Below are 20,253 nucleotides of genomic sequence, written 5' to 3' on the forward strand. Positions count from 1 at the left end.
GCTCCTTTTTTTAAAAGCGGCAATATAACTTGCCGCTTAATGTTATCTTATTTTCCCAGCTTTTCTTCTAAATATGCTGAGAATTCATTTCCTCCAGCTTCATTCCATTTTTTAACAAACTCATCGAAGGAACTTATTGGCTTAACACCCCTTATAATGTCGGAAGCATACTCTTTATATACAGCTCTCATAGCATCCCATTGAGGAGTAAGTTCAGCAGGTATTATAACATTTACATCCTGCTTATAATATTTTTTTGCTTCTTCAAGAGAATTAAGGGCTGGCTTAGCCATTATAGGTTCAGCTAGTGCAGGTTGAGGTTCGAATTTATTAATAGTCTCGAAGAATCTAGGCCACCATTCTTTAAACTTATCTGTATAAACTATTTTCCCATCTTTTTCTGTATAATGAACATCCTTAATTCCCAGCTTATCAAGCTTCATACCTTCCGGACCTGCCATGAAATCAAGAACAGCAAAGGCAGCTTCTTTAACTTTTGATTGGGAATTTATAGCAAAACCTCTTGATTCTTTTGTAACATCAACAGATTGATAACCCTGAGAAACACCTTTCGCCGGAGGAAGTACTACCAGCTCAGCACCCTTTCCTTGAGTCTGAATCATTTTATTATTATATATATCTATAACTTTTCCTGCAGTAGCAGCTACAAAAGCAGATTGTCCTTCATAGAAGGATTTCTCCATAGCATCCCACTTCTTAGTTATATATTCAGGATCTATTAATCCTTGTTTATATAGATCAGCGTAATATTCAAGCTTGTCTTTTTCAAATTTAGTTGCTTTAGAGAATACCCATTTATTATCTTCTTTAATTACCGTTGCAGTAACTCCAAAAGCATGATTAAATACACTATCTAATCTTGTCAAATCACCATCTGCGGTTATAGCATATTTCGCTAATTTTTTATCTACTATTTCCTTAAACATCTTTTCATAATTTTCTGCTGTTGGGTTTTCAACAACATCTTTATAGCTATCAAGCTTATCCGCTATATCTTTTCTCATAACAGGTGTACTTACTCTGGCAGCTGCAGGCCATAATAGATAAGGATAGTTTTTAAGCTTTTCAGTAGTATGGTTTTCAAGAATATTTTTTAGATTTTTAGATTTTTCAATATATGGAGTTAGGTCTTCTAACATACCATCATTTGAAATAGGTATGTCTCCTCCTTGAAAGTAGATTATATCCGGGGAAATCTGTCCTGTTCTAAAAGCTAAAGGCACAGCCTCAGCATAAGCTCCTGCAGGTGGTTCCAGATATTCTATTTTCACAAATTTTTCTTCTTTTGCAAGCCCTGCTTCAATCTGCTCCACCAGCTTTTTAACATCCTCTTCCTTAGGACTAACATCCTTGGTTATGATAGAGACCTTTACAGGATTATCTTTAGTACCAATTTTTTCTGCACTTCCGGGAGTTTCTGCAGGAGTTTTTCCGCACCCTGCAGCTAAAGTTAAGGACATAATAGAAACTAAAAAAACAGACATAAATTTTTTCATTATATTTCCTCCTTAATTTTTACTTTTATTCTTTTATTCCCCCAGCCATTACATCTCCAGCATAGTATTTAAGCACCAGCGGATAAAGTATCAGTATGGGTATGATTGCCACAATTATAGTGGCGTACTTTAATGCATTATAGTCAAGCTTTGCAAGTTCATTGTAGTTTAGGATGTTTTGAGCTCCTATTATTGAAACAGTGTCATCTAAAACTATAAACTGTCTTAATATTACCTGCAGTGTGGTCTTTTTTGCACTTCCTATATAAATACTTGCTTTAAAATACTCATTCCATCTCAGCACAGCATAAAACATAGTTATAGTTGCAATACCTGCTTTAGATAAAGGAAAAACTACTTTAAAAAGAAGATTTAAATGTCCGCAGCCGTCTATCTCAGCAGCCTCAAACATTTCCTGAGGAATTTCATTGAAAAATCTCATCATAATTATTAAATAATATACATTTACAGCATTAACCAATATAACAGACCACTGGCTTCCCATGAGACCTAAATCCTTAATTACTAGATATTCAGGTACTATTCCAGGATCAAACAGCATCATAAATATCAGAAATACCATTAAAACCTTCTTAAAAACTAACTTTGGTCTTGTCAAAACATAAGCTGCTGTGGTAGTTAGCAACATGTTAATCGCTGTTCCTACAACGGTTATAAATATAGAATTGAGAAGGGACGGTAATAAAACCGGATGACTTAGTATTACTTTGTAATTTAATAAACTTAGATTTCTTGGTAAAATCTCCAATCCTGACATTTTTGCAGAAACTGAAGAGTCGGATAAAGAAATTGCCAGAATATTAAGCAGCGGTATTATCATGGTTAATGTTATAAATGTAAAAATAATAATTATAATAATCTGATAAAAACTGAACTTATCTTTTAACTTCTTCACCCTACCAAACTCCTTTACCTGTTAACTTTTTGGACCCTAAATGTGTAAACAGTACTAAAACAACTCCTACTATTCCTTTAATAACTCCTACTGCCGTTCCCAAGGAATACTGTCCATTTATTAATCCTATCCTGTATATATAAGTATCAAGAATGTCTATTTTACTGTTAACAGCATCATTAGTGAAGTTTAGCACCTGATCAAATCCAGCATTTAAGAAGAATCCTAAATTTAATATAAACATTGTTACCATAGGAACCACAAGAGCAGGAATAATAATATATTTAATTATGCTGAATCTATTTGCACCATCTATAGTTGCTGCTTCATAGATGCTTGGACTAATTGATATGATTGCAGCGTAGTATATGATGGAATCCCATCCTATACTTCTCCATGCCTCAGAAAACAAAAGGACCCATCTTATAGTATCTTTATTAGTCATAAAACTCACAGAAGGTATATTAAATATCCCCAGTATTTGATTTACTGCTCCGCTGGAAGGAGATAGGAAGGATATCCAAATCCCTGCTATAACAACCCAGGATAAGAAGTGCGGCAAAAAGGATACTATCTGTACATATTTTCTGAAAAATGTGCTTTTTATCTCAGCAAGAAGAATTGCAAATAACACCACAAAAGGAAACAGCAGCACGTATTTCATAAAGCTTATTATAAGAGTATTGGTTAAAATTATTTTTATAGAGGGAGATTTAAATATTAGGTTAAAGTATTTCAACCCCACAAATTTCCACGGTCCAACTGCTTTATAATCATAAAAAGCTAATTTCATATTTAATATAGGCCATAATCTGAATATAAAAAAGTACACTAAGGTAGGAGCTATAAGAAGATATAAAATCTTATCTTTTTTTATTTGATTTATCTTTTTCTTTACGCCTCTGATTTCCACTGCAAACCTCCTCTTTTAAGGTATTAAAATATCAAAAAGCGGTGCATGCTGCTGAGCTCCATATACGTCTCTATCACCGGCTGTACCGGAAGATATTCGCCTGTTAAAGGTTATCTTAATTCCTAATCCTTTATCAAAGAAAACCAATTCAGTAATATCTTTTTCATCTAATCTATATAGTTCTGCAACGCTTTTTACAGTAATTTTATTAGAATCTACCACTCTCTTGTAACCAGGATAATCTTTGAAAAGGATGTCTAGTGTAATAGAAAAAGGGCCGCTGTTTTTACTTCTCAAAACCTTTGCCAGTTCCACTAATTTATCCATTGTTAACCTCCATGTATTCAATAGGAAATACTTCTCTTCCATTTTTAACTTTCATTAAATGATAAACGCTAAACTCATACACCGGTCCAAAATCAATATCACTTGGAGAAAAGGGAAACGCAAGATTTCCTGAAGTGGATTTTCTGCCCTCATATCCATAATGCATAAAGGAAGACCTTACAGCACTGCATATGGCTGAAGCCAGTTCCTGTGTTTTAGCCAAAACTTCAAATAACACACCTACTTCTTTTGGAATCTCCTTTGAAGGTTCTAATTCCCCCATAACTCCATTTAATCCATAATTTATAAAGTTTATCCTATAATCCTCAGATGGTATTTCAGAAAAATACTCCTTAACTCCGTTAACCACCATAGCTTCTATCTTTTCCACCTTATTTATAAGAAGAGGATCTCTTATACCTGCTACTACAAAGGTTCTGTATAATACTTTTCTTGCCCCCTCAAGTTTAATGTAATATTCCGGAGTATTGATTATTTTACTGTTTTTTACTCTTACTGTTCTTTCATCTACAGCCTGGAAATCGCAATCCTTAAGATTCAACTCTATTCCCGGTCCCTTTAAAATGTATGGATGGTCTTTCTCATAGAAGGTATGTGCCGCTACACTGGTAGTGGTACATTTTCTTCCGGTATTAGTTGGATATACATAGAAACTATCCTCTTCAATAACCCCCATAATACAATCCTTAGTAGTACCGGGCTCCGCACATAAAGCTCCACACTCCAGTATTTTACCAAGATGAAAGGATAATGCCGGATCAAAGCCATTAAATATACCTACCGCAGCAAAAGGTGCAGGATCATATGCTCTTCCGCATAATATTATTTCCGACTTTTTCTCTAATGCTTCAATTATAGGTTCGATTCCCATTTGGGCTACAATACTGTTTGTTTCGTTAATTATCTCATCATTTAATTTGGGTATATTGCTTCCCATATCCAGTATTTCCCCTGATTTATTTGCCCTCTTTACCCTTTCTTTTTCTATATCTGCCCATATTACAGCCATTTTTATATTGATTTTCTCTTCTCTTAGTATTTCATTAATAATATCTAAGGTCCAGTCGGTATGGACTCTGGCACCTGAACCTCCAGCAGACCCTATAATAAGAGGAATATTCAATTTCCTGCTTCCCTTGATTAACAAGAGAAGATCTTTTTTGCATGCCATTCTGCTTACTATAGATACTCCAGCACCCAGCTTATGCGGACCTGCATCCGTTGATCCTGCGTCAACCACTATAGCATGAGGCTTGTCTCTTAAACCGTTTTCAAAGGATTCTATAGGAAATCCATATCCTAATATTCCACAAGGAGAGAAAATCTTTATCTGCTTATTCATTATTGCCCCCCTTTGTAATATCATTCTTACTTATTATTTCTCTGACTTTTCTTAAATGATAGGTCAGAGCCTCTTTTGCCATCTTAACGTTCCTGCTGTATATTGCATTAATAAGGCTCTTATGCTCATCAATTATTTCCTGTTTTCTTTCTGCCTTTTTATTGCTCTTTTCTCCAAGCTCTTCAATTAAACCATAATAGTTATCAATAAAGTTTATTAATAGTATATTTTTAGAGAGCTCCGCTATTTTTAAATGAAAATTATAATCCATAATATTGTAGTTTTTATCATCAATATTAATGCTGTTTAAATAATCTTTAATCTTAATTATTTCTTCATCCCTTGCTCTTTCAATAGCTAACTCAACAGTTCTTAATTCTAAAGCTTCTCTAACCTCGATTAAATCCATATAAGTAGCATCCTTGAGAGATTCAGTGATTGATTGGTTGGCCTTTTTGTAATCCCCTAATTCTCTTATGTATGTCCCATCTTTTGGCTTTCTGCTGATAAAACCTTGAAATTGTAAAATGGTTAAAGCTTCTCTAAGAATTCCTCTGCTTACCCCCAGCTCATCAGCAAAAATATTTTCCGGAGGAAGCTTATCACCTGGCTTTAACTCTTCTGCTTCAATTAATTCAATAATCTGTTTTACAACCATCTCAGATAAATTTTGAGACTTAACTTGTTTAAACATTTTTCTCCTCCCAAAATACTTATTTTACTGTTATATTGTTATATTGTTTAACAATTAACAGTAAAAAAATATAACGATTTACATCGTTTACATTGTTTACATATAATATAGCACACTTAATTTTCATATACAATAATTATTTTGCATTTTTTCATTTTTATTCCTGCTTATTTTTCTTTGACTTTTTTCAAAATTCTGTTATTACTAATTTGATAGTAATATCAAATATTATGAATACGAGGTGAGCAATGTAATAAAATTCTTTAAAGGTCATGGGACAGCTATGTACTTTTTTAGAGTTAACAGTTAGGAACTAGTACTATTTATATGCACAGAGGTTAAAGGCTTAAGTTTTATTTTTTTGTTGTGCCTTTATTTAATTTGCCTGTTAAGCTGCAGAGTTTAAGTACTGCAGCTTTATTATTTTTTCTCTCTGTTAACTCCCCTGTCTCATGAGGTCATAGAAAGGTTGATGATTTTATGATGGTATCTTTTAATGACTTAAGTAAGGATTATAAAGGAAAACTTGTTTTTGAAAATATAACAGGAAGGATAAACAGCGGTGAAAAAATAGGACTGATTGGCAGAAACGGTGTGGGAAAAACCACCCTGGCAAGGATTATAGCAGCCTTAGAGGAATATGAAAAAGGAAGTCTTAGCTATTCTCCTTCCCATTTAAAAATAAGGTATCTTAATCCAAATGAATTTTTCTTTGAGAAAATGAGCAAAGAAATACTCTTAAGGAATATGGCAGGCAACAGCAGGAAATCCATGCACTCAGGGAGATGATAACTGACAGAAGGATCTGGTATGATAAGGCTCATAAATCCGCAGAGCAGAACGATTTTTGGCGGTCTAAGGCAAAAAAACAGGTTAGCATAATGCATGCTAAGGAAAAAGCTTTAGAAAGGCTTGAAAGTAATAAGATTGAAAAACCAAAAGAGGAGTCTGTTCCTGCCTTTGAAGTTATCAATAAAAACCTCAATACAATAAAGCTTCCAAAATATCTTATAAGAGTTCAGGGCTTAAGCATGGGAGAACGCAGCAGAACAGCTATTGCTAAACTCATGCTTTCAGGAGCAAATCTGTTAATTTTGGATGATCCAACCAACTATCTTGATATAGCGTCAAGGGAAAGGATTGAAGCGGTTCTTCAGGGCTTCAAGGGAACCATACTTTTTGTTTCCCACGATAGATATTTTATAAATAATATAGCTGATAAAATCTTTGAACTTAAAGATTTTACAATAAACACCTATGAGCAGAGCTATAAAGAATATTCACAAAATAAAAAGGCTATATCCTCTTCAGAAGGTTTTTATAATCTCAATAAGATAAAGGATGAAATATCAAAACTGGAGCTGGAGCTTGCTTTTATAAGCGGAAGGCTTGGTGAAGCTCTGGAGGAAGAGTAAAAATAATATCTTAACCTCAGGTTTATGGAAATTTCCAGAGAATTAAATAAATTAAAACAAATTAATTCTAAATTACAGTATAAGTGAATATTTGATAATTTTTCATTTATACTGTAAAATTTTATGTTAGGACATTATGAAGTTTAAAGGGGGAGATTATTGATCTATGAATATGATTAAAAAATTTATAAGCTACTATAAGCCGCATAAAAAACTATTCTTTCTTGATTTGCTCTGTGCTTTTACTGTAGCTATCTGTGACTTGTTTTATCCTATAATTGCAAGAAACATCATCAACGATTATGTTCCAAACCAGAACTTAAGATTATTGATTGTATGGTCTGTTGCACTTCTTTTTATTTATATATTAAAAGCAGCACTTAATTGGTTTATTCAGTATTATGGTCACATTGTGGGAGTTCGCATGCAGGCAGATATGAGGAGGGATGTTTTTGCTCGTCTTCAGAAGCTTCCCTTTTCTTTCTTCGATGAAAATAAAACCGGTACTATTATGTCAAGGATAATAAATGACTTAATGGACATTTCAGAGCTTGCTCACCATGGTCCTGAGGATTTATTTATATCAATTATAACTCTTATAGGCTCCTTTATAATATTAAGTACAATAAATGTGCCTCTTACCGTTATAATCTTTTTATCTCTTCCACCTCTTGTTTGGTTTTCAATGAAAATGAGAAGGAACATGAGCAATGCTTTTACCAAAACCCGTGAAGAGATAGCAGAGGTTAATGCAAGCTTAGAAAACTCTATTGCAGGTATAAGGGTATCAAGAGCATATACTAATTCTAAATATGAAGAAAGAAAATTCCACAACTATAATGAAAGCTTCAAAGCTGCCAGAGCTGCCGCTTACAAGGTAATGGCTCACTTCTCTGCCGGAATGGGCTTATTTATGGATTTACTATATTTATTAGTTCTTGTGGTAGGAGGAATGTTCTACTTTAAAGGAATAATAAATGTAGGGGACTTTGCAATGTATATATTATTTATCAGCATGTTCCTAAACCCTCTTAAACGTCTGGTTCAGTTTTATGAGCAGCTTCAAAACGGTATGACAGGCTTCCAGCGTTTCGAACAGCTTATGGCGGTGGCAGAGGAACCTGAAGCAGAAGATGCTATAGAAATAGACAAGCTTAATGGAGTAATTGATTTTAAAAATGTTAGCTTTCAATACGAAAATGGAATATTAAATGAAGACGGTGAAGAATCCGATGAAAACAACTTAATATTAAATAACCTCTCTCTTCATATAGAACAGGGTAAAACTGTGGCAATAGTAGGTCCCTCCGGCGGTGGTAAAACTACTCTATGCCATTTAATCCCTCGCTTTTATGAAATTTCTTCAGGAGAAATCGCTATTGATGGACACGATATAACCACCTTAACAAGAAACTCTTTAAGAAAAAATATAGGTATAGTTGCTCAGGATGTATTCCTCTTTACTGGAACCATAAAAGAAAATATTCTTTACGGAAACTTAGAAGCTACTGATGAAGAAGTCATTGAGGCAGCTAAGAAAGCAAATATTCACGACTATATTTTGTCTTTGGAAAATGGCTATGACACATATGTAGGAGAGCGTGGAGTAAAGCTTTCAGGAGGACAAAAACAGCGTATTTCCATAGCTAGAGTTTTCCTTAAGAATCCATCTATTTTAATATTGGATGAAGCAACCTCAGCTCTGGATAATGCTACTGAAATGATTATACAAAGCGCCCTTGAGGAACTATCCAGAGGAAGGACTTCAATAATAGTAGCTCATAGGCTCTCTACCATTAAAAACGCAGATGAAATTATAGTTTTAACCGATGAAGGAATAAAAGAAATAGGAAATCATGAGACCTTAATTAAGAAAAACGGTATTTATGCTGAACTATATAATTACCAATTTAAAGAGGTTTCTTAATAAAATAACCGGATAATAAAATACACAGAAAGCTTAAATGCCTTCTGTGTATTTTACTTATATAAATAGATTTCCCCTTTGATTTAATCCATAATTCAATATATTTTTTTAAATTTACATTTAAATACTTAAAAGCAGGCTTGATAGAATCCTCTATTACAATTATAATTTATTATTGACTGATAATGTTTATCATTTTCAAATATCTTTCTTTATGATAGCATTGATTTAAGTTGAAGATACACCTCTTGAGTGATAGACTATATAAAAAGTTCTATAAAAAGTATATATTTTCGGTAGAATTATATTATAAATACTAAGCTCTAAGGGGAAATTTAAAATTTTCCACTGTCTTTAAGTTGCACTATATTTAAAGGTGAAGATTAAGGAATTGCAGGGTTTTGAAAGGATGGTCTTATATGAATAAAGTTTCTGCTAAATCAGCGGAAGGAGAAACACACAGCAAGTTAATATTAGTAGGAGAGCACGCCGTTGTTTACGGTAAACCGGCTATTGCTCTCCCCTTCCCTTTAAAGGTAAAAGCTTTAATAAAGGAATCCTTTGGAATTATTAAGTTTAAATCTGCAATTTATACCGGTCCTCTGGAGAAAATGCCTGGAAGGATGAAGGGTATTTTAGAATGCATAAAGGAAACACTAAATACTTTAGATAAACCCTTAGAGGGATTAAGTATTGAAATTGAATCCGCTATTCCTTTAGGCAGCGGTTTAGGCTCCAGTGCAGCAGTAGCTACGGCGGTAGTAAGAGGTTTATTTTCCTTCTTTCATCAAAAGCTTTCACAAAAAGAGCTGTTTTACCTTGTTCAAATAGCGGAAGAATATGCTCATGGCAAACCCAGCGGCATAGACATGGCGGCAGTATCAAGCAGACATCCTATCCTCTTTCAAAAGGGCAAGGATATAACCCCTCTCATTTCAGAGGCTCCTTTGTTTATTGCTGTTGCCCATACAGGCAGAATTGGTGATACCCGCAGAGCAGTGGAAAATGTAAGAAAAAATTACCTTAAGGATGGGGAAAAGGTAAAAAAATCCCTGGATAAAATAGAGGAAATTACTGATATGGCGGAAAAAGCTCTTTTAAATGGGGATATAAATTTACTGGGAAAATTACTAAATGACAATCAGCAGGAGCTTATTGCCCTAGGTGTCAGTGATAACGGGCTCAACGCTTTAATTGACACAGCAAGATCTCAAGGGGCTCTGGGCGCAAAATTAACAGGTGGTGGTTTAGGAGGCTGTATTATAGCCCTTGCAGATAACTTAGAAAAAGCTAAAGTGATATCAAAAGCACTAATGAAGGCAGGTGCCTTGGAAAGCTGGTATTTTTCCACTTGCCAGGATACTTTATATTTTCCCGAAAGATAATTGGAGGATAGATAGATGAAAGCTACAGCAAAGGCAAACACTAATATTGCACTCATTAAATATTGGGGAAAACGTGATGAAAAGCTGTTTTTACCTATGAACAGCAGTATATCCATCACCCTTGATAGATTTTTTACAGTAACCACCGTTGAATTCAATGAACGCTTTAGTAAGGATACCTTTCTGCTAAACGGAAGTGAAGCAGGTGAAAAAGAATCAAAGAAGGTTTTTAATTTTCTTAGTAAGATAAAAGAATTAGCGGGTATAGATTTAAATGCTATGATTACCTCGGAAAATAAAGTTCCTATAGCTGCAGGATTAGCCTCCTCTGCCTCAGGCTTTGCCGCCTTGGCAGGAGCTGCAGCTAAGGCTCTTAATTTACAATTAAATGATAAGGAATTATCCATCCTTGCCCGGCAGGGTTCAGGTTCTGCCTGCCGTTCTGTTTATGGAGGATATGTAGAATGGCAAAAAGGAGAAAAAAGTGACGGAAAGGATTCTGCCGCTAATCAGCTTTTACCTGAAAAAGAATGGGATATAAGCATTCTTTCAGTTCTAGTAGCCTCTAAGGAAAAAAAGGTCTCCAGCAGAGAAGGAATGAAGCGTACGGTACTTACCTCTCCTTTTTATCAAGGCTGGCTTAACACTGTGGAAAAAGACTTAGAAACAGCAAAAAAAGCTATTTCTATTAAGGATTTTAAAGTTCTTGGTGAGGTAGTGGAGGAAAATGCTCTTAAGATGCATGCTACTATGCTTGGAGCAAAACCTCCCATTATATACTGGGAAAGCGGAACCTTAGCGGTAATTGAGAAAGTTCAAAGGCTAAGGCTCTCCGGTATTCAGGTTTATTTCACCATAGATGCAGGGCCAAATGTAAAAGTGCTCTGCCTCCCTGAAGATGAGAAAATGGTGTATAAAGCTTTACTGTCTACCCCTGGGGTACTGGAAGTTATTACCTGCAAACCCGGTTCCGGTATAACTTATTTATAAAAGGCCGAATCCTGTAGTTATAAAGAAATACTCAATCACCTTAGTATTGCCTATTTATAAAAACAGAATCATTTAATATATTATAAGGATAATTTAAATAGGAGTTGAATTTATGGACAATATGTCATTAGAAATAGAAAAGTCTCCCCAAGACGATGCTTCAAAAAAGAATATTGAAGTTTGGGAAGATCTTGTATATATAAAAGATTTAACTGTATCCCTTGCAATATGCACTTTTACTACTTTTGCAGCTTATTTTCTTGCACCTAATACCCCTCCTAAACCATTATTTTTTGGTTTAAGCGGTGCAATTCTGGGCTTTGTAATATGCAGCTTTTTTATTAAGCCTAAAAGGTTATTTATAGAAAAGATTCAGGAGGATTAAAATGAGTATTCCATTAATTTTACAAATGGTCTTTGCTTCTGCAGTTGCAGCAGTTATGTATACAATTATAGGCGCTGCTCCCGGTGCTGATGAAACAGCAACTATAGCACCTATTACCTTAGTACTGGTTTTATCAGGAGTAAATCCAGCAGTAATCCTGTCCTTCTTTATCTCAGCTATTGTGGCATGCAAATTGATTGATGCAGTTCCTGTTTCAGTGGCGGGGATTCCAGCAGGTGTTATGTCTACTCCTATGGTGGAGCATGCCATGGTTTTAAAAAAGCATGGATTAACTGATACAAGTATCAGAAAAATTGCTTCCGGTGCTATTATTGGTACTATAGTTTCCATACCGGTGAGTTTATTTCTGGCTAATGCCTTAATCCCTTTTGCAAATGTTATTAAACAATATGGAGATGTAGTGTTTTTCATTGGAGTAATACTACTGGCATTAATGAGTAAAAATAGATGGGTATCCCTTGCTTCAATACTTCCCTTTGCTTTATTAATTCAAGGACTTCGTTATCTTTACTGGGAAATAGGAGCAGTACCAAAAGGAACAAACGTATTTACCTCCTTCTTTCTGGCTATTACCATAGGACCGGTTATTTTAACCCTCTTTGAGCTTTTAAATAAAGATAAAAGAAACAGTATGAAGCGTTTTGACAAAAAAACCATCAATTTAAAGGACACAGAAGAAATAGGAAAATTTCCAAATCCTTTTAAGATTTTAACTAAAAAAGAGACTGTATACAGTGTAATAGCTTCCCTTATAGGATCTGTAACCTTTATACTAAGTCCTGTGGGTCTAACCACCTTCTTTGGAGAGCTATTTGCAAGCCGTACAGAGGATCCTGTTGAGAAGGCTTCCCTTGCAGTATCTACTATGGAAGCCCTAGCTCAGGCAACTTATATTTCCGGAGCCTTGATTCCTCTTATAGCTTTGGGAATACCTTTATCTCCCGTAGCCCTTGGGCCGGCAAATCCGCTCTTTAATGCTCAGCCAGTATATACCTTAGAGCATAATATGCATCACCTTTTGTCAAATGGGGATTTTGTGTGGTCAACCCTAATAGGAGCCACCATCGCCTCCCTGTTTACATATTTTATTGCAGTAAAATATTCAAGACAGATTTGTGCCTTTGTTTTTAAAAAAATTCCCCATGAGGCATTATTAGGCTTATTCTTCAGTCTTGTGCTTCTATTAGCTTTTATGGATGCAGGCTTGATTAATATTGCCGGTGTTCTTCTAATCGGCATAGTTTCCGGACTTTTATATAGATTAGGGGTCAATTATGGGGTTTTATTTATGATTTTATACTCTGCACCATGGATTATTCAAAGATTATAGATTTTATCAAAGAAAGAGAGGAAGAAATATGGATTACTCAAGCTATAGCGTAAAAGTTCCAGGTAAACTCATGATTGCCGGAGAGTATGCTGTGCTGGAGCCAAAGCAAAAAGCTGTAGTCATCGCTGTAAATCGTTATGTAACGGCTTATATTAAACCCCACAGTAAGAATCACCTTTCTCTGCCACAGATGGGACTAGAGGATATTACCTGGGAGTTAACATCGGAAGGATTAAAATTTAATACAGAGGATTCAAGGCTGAATTTTCTTCAAAATTCTATGGCTGCAGCTATTGCTTTTCTTCATGAAAATTCCATAGCACTTCGTCCCTTTCATTTAAGTATCGTAAGCGAACTTGATGATTCCGTCACAGGGAAAAAATACGGTCTTGGTTCCAGTGCTGCTATCTCAACTGCGGTAATTTCTGCTGTTCTGCAGCTGCATAGGAATGGAGGTTCTTCAAGTCTTGAGGAAATTTTTAAGCTTTCTGCCATCGCCCATTTAAAAACCCAAGGAAGCGGTTCCGGTGCAGATATTGCCGCTGCGGTTTATGGCGGATGGCTTGAATATTCTGCTTTCAGCTCATCATGGATATTAAAATCCTTAGAGGATAATAAAAAACTTACAGAGATTATAAAAAGTCCCTGGCCAAATTTATCCATCAGAAAATTGACTCCACCCTCTGACCTTTGTCTGGCTGTAGGATGGACAAAGGAAGCAGCAGCCACAGCTCCAATGATTAAATGCATACAAAGTTTTCGTAAGAACAATTTAAATGCTTATGAAGAATTTTTAAACGAAAGCTCTCTTTCAGTAAAAGAATTAATTGATAGCTTTGAGGAAAATAATAGTGCAAAAGCGGTAAATGCACTTGTTAGAAACCGCAAGGCACTTTGTAACCTTGGTGCAGAATCCGGTGCAGATATAGAAACAGAAAAGCTTAAAAAACTAAGTTCTATTGCTGATAACTTTGGCTGTGGAAAATCTTCAGGAGCAGGAGGAGGCGACTGTGGAATTGCCTTCCTAAAAAAAGACACCGAAAGACAGGAGCTTTATAAAGAATGGATTAAAGCAAATATTATCCCCCTGGATTTAACAGTTTCTATGAAGGGGATTAATGTGCTTAAAATAAATGAAAAAAACTGGGATATATTAGACTTAAGCAGTTAAACTTCATAAGTTTAATATATATACAAACAATGCTCATTTATCAAAAACCTTTGATAAATGAGCATTGTTTGATTTCTTTACTTTATTCCTTCACCCAATAAGAAGCTCCATCCCTTTCCCTGTCTAAAAAACCGTATTCTATCAATGCATATAGAGATTTAATTGTTAATATAATGTTTCAAATATCCATTTGTTTATATTTACATATATATTTTTCTTTTATATTTATCTCTTCATGTATGTTTATTTATCTTTATAACATAAAAAAATAATTGCTCAATGAAAGTAAAGTACTGCTGATTGAGCAATTATTTTCACAAGTTATATATTCTTACCATGGAGCTTATTAAAAGCTTCTAAGTCTATAATTCACCCATGGAGCACTGCCTGTAGTACATATCATAATATACTCCTTTTTTCTTAAGGAGTTCTTCATGATTTCCCTGCTCCATTATCTGTCCATTATCTATCACCATTATAATATCCGCATCCCTTATGGTACTCAAGCGATGAGCTATTATAAAGCTGGTACGGTCCTTCATTATATTAAGCATTGCCTGCTGAATATTAAGCTCTGTTCTGGTATCCACACTGCTGGTTGCCTCATCTAATATTAGTATAGATGGCTTAGAAAGTATGGCTCTAGCTATGGCTAAAAGCTGCCTTTGACCCTGACTTAAGTTGGCGCCGCTTTCCTGAAGCATGGTTTTGTATCCCTTAGGCAGTCTGTTTATAAAGGTATCTGCCTTTGCCATCCTTGCTGCTTCTTTTATTTCTTCAAAATCTGCCTCCGGTCTTCCGTATCTTATATTTTCTTCTATGGTGCCGGAAAATAAATAGGTATCCTGAAGCACTATGCCAAAGGTATTTCTCAAGCTGTTTCTGGAGTAGTCCTTTATATCCCTTCCATCTATAAGTATACTGCCTTTATTGACATCATAGAATCTGGTAATAAGATTTACTATGGTGGTTTTACCTGCCCCAGTTGGCCCAACCAATGCTATATTACTGCCTGCCTTCGCATGAAAGCTTATGTTTTTAAGTATGGGTACCTCTTCTTTATATCCAAAGGTTACATTTTGGAAGGTAACCTCTCCTTCAGCATTTGTAAGCTCTGAAGCCTCAGGGGGATCCAAGGGTTCTTCCTTTTCATCAAGGATTTCAAAGACTCTTTCTGCCCCTGCCACCGCTGACTGAAGATTATTAAATATACCTGCTATGTCATTTAAAGGCCTTGTAAACTGTCTTGAATAGATCAAAAAGCTTGCTATAACTCCTACGGAAATCAATCCTTTTACTGCCAAAATCCCGCCTAGAGAAGCAACCAGGGCAAACCCTAAATTATTTATCACGTTCATTATAGGCATTAAAAAACCTGACCATATTTGAGCTTTTGTCCCTACCTCACAGAGTCTTGTATTAATCTCCTGAAACTCTTGTATAGATTTTTCTTCATGGTTGAAGGCTTTAATTATCTGTATGCCGGATATGGCTTCCTCTATCTGTCCATTAAGAGTGCCAAGCTCCGCCTGCTGCTCCTTGAAAAGCACTCTGGTTTTTCTTGCTATGGTCTTTGCAAGAGCAAAAACCAAAGGAACAGTAACAAGAGTAACTGAAGTTAGCAGCGGGCTCAATGTCAGCATCATGGTTAAAGATCCTATGACAGTTATGGCTCCTGACATAAGCTGAGTGGTAGATTGAGAAACAGTACCGCTTATGTTTTCGATATCATTGGATAATCTGCTCATCACTTCTCCATGAGAATGTACATCAAAAAAAGCCACAGGAAGCTTTTGAAGCTTTTCAAATAATGTGCTTCTAAAGCTCTTTACTATCCTTTGAGCAACCCCTGCCATAAGCCACCCCTGAAAAAAGTTAAGCACAGCATTGGCAACATAAGCTGTAAGCAATGTTAAAACTATAATCCCTAAGAGATTAAAATCTACTCCCTCACTAAAAGAGGACATAGATTCTACCGCCTTTCCTATTAAATAGGGTGCAAAAAGCAATATTAATGCATCTATTATTATGAATGTAAAGATTATAAACAAAAGTTTTTTTTCTCTTCCAAAATATCCCCAAAGCCTTTTAAGGGTCCCTTTAAAATTTTTAGGCTTAATCACTGGAGCCATGCCTCTATGACTTCCGAAACCTCCCCTGCCGGATATCCTTCCTATTCCTCCGGGAAAACCTTGATTGGTATTTTTATTATTTCCTCTCTCTCTATTCATTTCCTGTCATCTCCCTACCTATCTGAGACTTGAATATCTCCTGATATACATCACAGGAATTCATAAGAGTCTTGTGACTGCCTATCCCCACCATTTCTCCATCATCTAAAACTATTATCTTATCAGCATCTGCCACAGAGGTAATCTTTTGAGCTATTATTATAGTGGATAATCCTTTAGAGTATTTTTTTAAAGCTTCTTTTATATTTGCTTCCGTAGAAGCATCCACAGCGCTGGTGCTGTCATCTAAAATCAAAATCTCAGCCTTTTTTATAAGCGCTCTTGCTATAGCTATTCTCTGCTTTTGACCTCCGGAAAAATTCACTCCTCCCTGTCCTACTATGGTATTATATTTTTCTCTCTTATCTTCTATAAATTCATGGGCATTGGCGATTTTAGCCGCTTCTATTACCTCCTGAAAATCTGCATTTTCTCTTCCCCAGCTTATATTTTCTTCAATGGTTCCTGTAAAAAGCACGGATTTTTGAGGCACCAGAGCTATCTTCTCCCTGAGATTTTTAATGGGAATATCTTTAACATCTATACCATCCACCTTAACCCTTCCGGAAGTGGCATCATAGAAACGTGGAATAAGGTTTATTAAGGTAGTCTTTCCTGAACCGGTAGAGCCTATTATGCCAACGGTTTCTCCAGGCATACAGGTAAAGCTTATATTCTTTATAGCCGGTTCTCCTGCCGCTCCCTTGTATGAAAAAGATACATTTTCAAAATCTATCCTGCCTTTTACAAAGGTTTCCTCAACAGTGCTTTCTTTATGAATCATTGTATTTTCCTCTTTTAAAACCTCGGAAATACGCTCTGCAGAAGCCTTAGCTCTGACAAACATAGTAAACACAAAGGATATCATCATAAGGGAAAACAGTATCTGAGTCATGTAGTTAATAAAAGCTATTATTTCTCCTGCCTGCATTTCTCCTGTACTTACCCTTATGCCACCCAGCCATAAAACCGCTGTAATACCTAAATTAACAGTAAGGGTAATTCCCGGAGAAAATATAGCCATTACCCTCATAGCCTTTGTTGATACTTTGAAGAATTCCTCATTGGTGTTTTCAAACCTGTTTACTTCATAATCAAATCTATTAAAAGCCTTAACCACTCTCACTCCGGATAAATATTCCCTTATCACGCTGTTTACCCTGTCTAATGCCTTTTGAACCTTCTTAAAAAACGGGTAACCAATCTTCATATTCATGGTTATAATCAAACCTACAATAATCACGATTACTATGAGTATCCAGGACATTTTGGAGTTTAATCTCGCCGCCATAATAAGGCTTCCTATGCACAAAAGAGGAGCCTTAACAAATATTCTCATAAGTCCGTTTACAAAAATCTGTACCTGATTGACGTCATTAGTAAGCCTGGTCACTAAGGAAGCTCCCTCATAATTATCTATATTGTCAAAGGAAAGTCCCTGAACCTTCTTAAATAAATCCAGTCTAAGCTCTGCTCCGAACTTTTGTGAAACCTTACTGGATATTATATTTCTCATACTGGCTGCAAAAGCTCCCATAGCTGTAACTAAAAGCATTCCTCCGCCAAGCCTGAGCACATAATTCATATCTTTGTTTGCCACACCCACATCTACTATCTTAGACATTATTGTGGGCTGCATTAGATCGCAGGCAGCCTCAAAAGTCAAAAATGCCACTGCAGCCAAAAATGGTTTCCAGTATTTTTTTATATATTTATTGAAATGCTCCATTTTGTCACCTCATATAGAAAGTTATATCCTCTGATTCAACAAAAACTTCACCACTCCGTCTTTTTCATTACTGTCAATAACATCATCTGCAATTTCCTTTGCAGCATCTACGGCATTTCCTACTGCATAGCATTCCTTAGAAATTTCAAACATAGGAAGGTCATTAATATTATCTCCAAAAGAAATAATTTCATCTGTCCCTATGATGTCACACAATCTTTCTATAGCTTTTGCCTTAGAGGTATCTTTAGAGTATATTTCCAGATATCCATACTCCTTGTCAAAGATATCTCTGTAGCAGAAGGAACTTATTCCGCTTATTTCCTGAAGACTTTCATTAAGGATTTCAAGTTTAGAATATTCATCCATAACGGAAAATAATATAGAATTTCCTTCCTTTAAAAACTCATTATATCCCTGACATTGTATAAAGGTTTTAAAACCTGTATTAAGCCTTGCCTTTACAAAGCTCTTTTCCAGCCTGTTAGTTAATGACTTATAGTAAACATTTAAATAGTTATCTTCAATGGTATACATAAAAGCTGAAACATAATTTTCTTCCAAAACCTCTATTATTTTTTCTGCAGTGCTCTTTTCAAAGGATCTTACGTCTATGTACTTCTTATTTTTTATATCATAAATTACAGCACCGTTCATAAGTGCCACAGGAACTTTAATGTTTACCCTTTCAAACAGATTAACTACAGTAGCAGGGGTCCGAGCCGTTGCAATAGAAAAAATCATTCCTTCCTCAATGAGTTTATTTAAGGATTTAACTGTATAGTCAGACAGCACAGAGTCATTATTAAGAAGGGTTCCATCTAAATCGCTTATGTATAATTTACTCATATTACCTCCATAAATTTAAAATTAAATATAATAGTTATTTTATCATATTCATCCTAAAAATATAAAAGATAGAAGAATATTTCTTCTATCTTTTATATTTAACTTAAAATTTTATTGATGTATATTACTAACTTTTTTTATATGCCAGTTTTCTTATCTAAGTTCCTTAAGCTCCTCAACTTCTGTGTTTTCGTCAAAACCCAGCATGTAGGTTACTGCAAACGCAACCCCAAAAGCGATTAAGAATCCTATGATATATTTAAGGACGAATCCATTTTTAATAATTGCAATCAAAGGAATTGAGGATAAACCCAAACTTATACTTACCACATTTGTTGCTGCTATAAAGGCTCCCCCTAAGGCTGATCCTACTGCAGCAGCTATAAAAGGCTTACCCAAAGGAAGATTACATCCAAACATAACAGGTTCTGTTATTCCCATAAGTGCCACAGGAAGAGAGTTTGCTGCAATACTCTTTATTTTCGGGTTTTTAGCCTTAAAATATACCGCTAAGGCTGCTCCTGCCTGTCCTACATCCGCCATGGCTAATATAGGAAGCAGCGGGTTTACTCCTGTTTTATTCAAAAGATCCACATACAAAGGGGTAAGCCCCTGATGAAGACCGGTAGTTATAACTGTGGAGAAGGAGCCTCCAAGAAGTAGTCCTGTTATGATTCCTCCCTTATTAATAGCAAAGGTAACTATTGACGCAAAGCCGTTTGACAGTGCTGTTCCAATAGGCTGAAGGAGGTAAATAGCAGCAAAGCCTGTTACTACAAAGGTTATAAGAGGCACTAAAATCAGCTGAAGTACCTTAGGTACTATTCTTCTGCTCATTCTTTCTACATAACTCATAAACCAAATTGTAAGAAGTACAGCAAATATTCCTCCTGCTCCCTTTTGTATCGATAACGTCATTCCAAAGAAGCTCACGGAAGTTATATTTGCAAGGTCAGGATGCATTAGAATTCCAGCTACTGCAGCTCCTAAAATAGGTGTTCCTCCAAATTCTTTTGCTGCTGTATATCCTACCAGTATATATAAGAACACAAAGGGTGAACTTGAAAACAGTCCTAAAAGCTGGGAAATC

The 20,253-nt window shown here is 35.5% G+C and carries 18 protein-coding genes; 8 read left to right on the top strand and 10 right to left on the bottom strand.

What is annotated here, in order from left to right:
* Positions 1-47 precede the first annotated feature (47 nt).
* Genes TA89_RS12970 through TA89_RS12995 form a run of 6 tightly spaced genes read right to left on the bottom strand, consistent with a single transcriptional unit; the run spans position 48 to position 5,730 of the window.
* Positions 48-1,517: an extracellular solute-binding protein gene (locus TA89_RS12970; protein ID WP_040213957.1), complete on the bottom strand. Its 1,470-nt coding sequence runs from the start codon at positions 1,515-1,517 to the stop codon at positions 48-50.
* 25 nt (positions 1,518-1,542) lie between these two features.
* Complete coding sequence (locus tag TA89_RS12975) at positions 1,543-2,433, bottom strand: carbohydrate ABC transporter permease (protein ID WP_040213959.1); 891 nt, start codon at positions 2,431-2,433, stop codon at positions 1,543-1,545.
* A gap of 1 nt (position 2,434) precedes the next feature.
* Positions 2,435-3,346 carry an ABC transporter permease subunit gene (locus TA89_RS12980; RefSeq protein ID WP_040213961.1) on the bottom strand — a complete coding sequence of 304 codons (912 nt, stop codon included), beginning with the start codon at positions 3,344-3,346 and terminating at the stop codon, positions 2,435-2,437.
* 15 nt (positions 3,347-3,361) lie between these two features.
* Positions 3,362-3,673, bottom strand: a complete 312-nt coding sequence (locus tag TA89_RS12985; protein WP_040213963.1) for a DUF4387 domain-containing protein — start codon at positions 3,671-3,673, stop codon at positions 3,362-3,364.
* Entirely contained in the window at positions 3,666-5,036 is a 1,371-nt protein-coding gene (locus tag TA89_RS12990; protein WP_147590131.1) for an acyclic terpene utilization AtuA family protein, read from the bottom strand. Before TA89_RS12990 ends, TA89_RS12985 begins: the two co-directional genes overlap by 8 nt.
* A complete protein-coding gene (locus tag TA89_RS12995) occupies positions 5,029-5,730 on the bottom strand; it encodes a FadR/GntR family transcriptional regulator (protein WP_040213966.1) in 702 nt (233 codons plus the stop codon). The genes TA89_RS12990 and TA89_RS12995 overlap by 8 nt, the downstream gene beginning before the upstream one ends.
* A 480-nt stretch (positions 5,731-6,210) precedes the next feature.
* Between TA89_RS12995 and TA89_RS13000 the strand changes: the two genes are divergently transcribed.
* The 8 genes from TA89_RS13000 (at position 6,211) to TA89_RS13035 (ending at position 14,354) form a co-directional block, all read left to right on the top strand.
* Positions 6,211-6,519: an ATP-binding cassette domain-containing protein gene (locus TA89_RS13000; RefSeq protein ID WP_040213968.1), complete on the top strand. Its 309-nt coding sequence runs from the start codon at positions 6,211-6,213 to the stop codon at positions 6,517-6,519.
* A complete protein-coding gene (locus TA89_RS13005; RefSeq protein ID WP_040213970.1) occupies positions 6,516-7,145 on the top strand; it encodes an ATP-binding cassette domain-containing protein in 630 nt (209 codons plus the stop codon). The genes TA89_RS13000 and TA89_RS13005 overlap by 4 nt, the downstream gene beginning before the upstream one ends.
* A gap of 172 nt (positions 7,146-7,317) precedes the next feature.
* On the top strand, positions 7,318-9,072 hold the full coding sequence (locus TA89_RS13010) for an ABC transporter ATP-binding protein (RefSeq protein WP_040213982.1): 1,755 nt from the start codon (positions 7,318-7,320) through the stop codon (positions 9,070-9,072).
* 419 nt (positions 9,073-9,491) lie between these two features.
* Positions 9,492-10,457: a mevalonate kinase gene (gene mvk / locus TA89_RS13015; RefSeq protein WP_040213971.1), complete on the top strand. Its 966-nt coding sequence runs from the start codon at positions 9,492-9,494 to the stop codon at positions 10,455-10,457.
* 15 nt (positions 10,458-10,472) lie between these two features.
* Entirely contained in the window at positions 10,473-11,447 is a 975-nt protein-coding gene (gene mvaD, locus TA89_RS13020; RefSeq protein ID WP_040213972.1) for a diphosphomevalonate decarboxylase, read from the top strand.
* A gap of 112 nt (positions 11,448-11,559) precedes the next feature.
* Positions 11,560-11,832, top strand: coding sequence for a hypothetical protein (locus tag TA89_RS13025; RefSeq protein WP_082023942.1), 273 nt, complete (start codon positions 11,560-11,562; stop codon positions 11,830-11,832).
* Between the two features lies 1 nt (position 11,833).
* Positions 11,834-13,183, top strand: coding sequence for a tripartite tricarboxylate transporter permease (locus tag TA89_RS13030; protein ID WP_040213975.1), 1,350 nt, complete (start codon positions 11,834-11,836; stop codon positions 13,181-13,183).
* A 28-nt stretch (positions 13,184-13,211) separates the two neighbouring features.
* A complete protein-coding gene (locus tag TA89_RS13035; protein WP_040213976.1) occupies positions 13,212-14,354 on the top strand; it encodes a phosphomevalonate kinase in 1,143 nt (380 codons plus the stop codon).
* 362 nt (positions 14,355-14,716) lie between these two features.
* Here TA89_RS13035 and TA89_RS13040 read toward each other — a convergent pair whose 3' ends face one another.
* From TA89_RS13040 to TA89_RS13055, 4 genes are all read right to left on the bottom strand, one after another.
* Positions 14,717-16,585, bottom strand: coding sequence for an ABC transporter ATP-binding protein (locus tag TA89_RS13040; RefSeq protein ID WP_052447496.1), 1,869 nt, complete (start codon positions 16,583-16,585; stop codon positions 14,717-14,719).
* Positions 16,578-18,314: an ABC transporter ATP-binding protein gene (locus TA89_RS13045; protein WP_040213977.1), complete on the bottom strand. Its 1,737-nt coding sequence runs from the start codon at positions 18,312-18,314 to the stop codon at positions 16,578-16,580. The genes TA89_RS13040 and TA89_RS13045 overlap by 8 nt, the downstream gene beginning before the upstream one ends.
* A gap of 21 nt (positions 18,315-18,335) precedes the next feature.
* On the bottom strand, positions 18,336-19,163 hold the full coding sequence (locus TA89_RS13050; protein WP_040213978.1) for a Cof-type HAD-IIB family hydrolase: 828 nt from the start codon (positions 19,161-19,163) through the stop codon (positions 18,336-18,338).
* A gap of 153 nt (positions 19,164-19,316) precedes the next feature.
* Positions 19,317-20,253, bottom strand: a 937-nt coding sequence (locus tag TA89_RS13055) for a PTS transporter subunit EIIC (protein ID WP_040213985.1), incomplete at its 5' end; no start/stop codon positions are given.

The sequence above is a fragment of the Clostridium polynesiense genome (assembly GCF_000820705.1).
Lineage (GTDB): Bacteria > Bacillota > Clostridia > Clostridiales > Clostridiaceae > Clostridium_AA > Clostridium_AA polynesiense.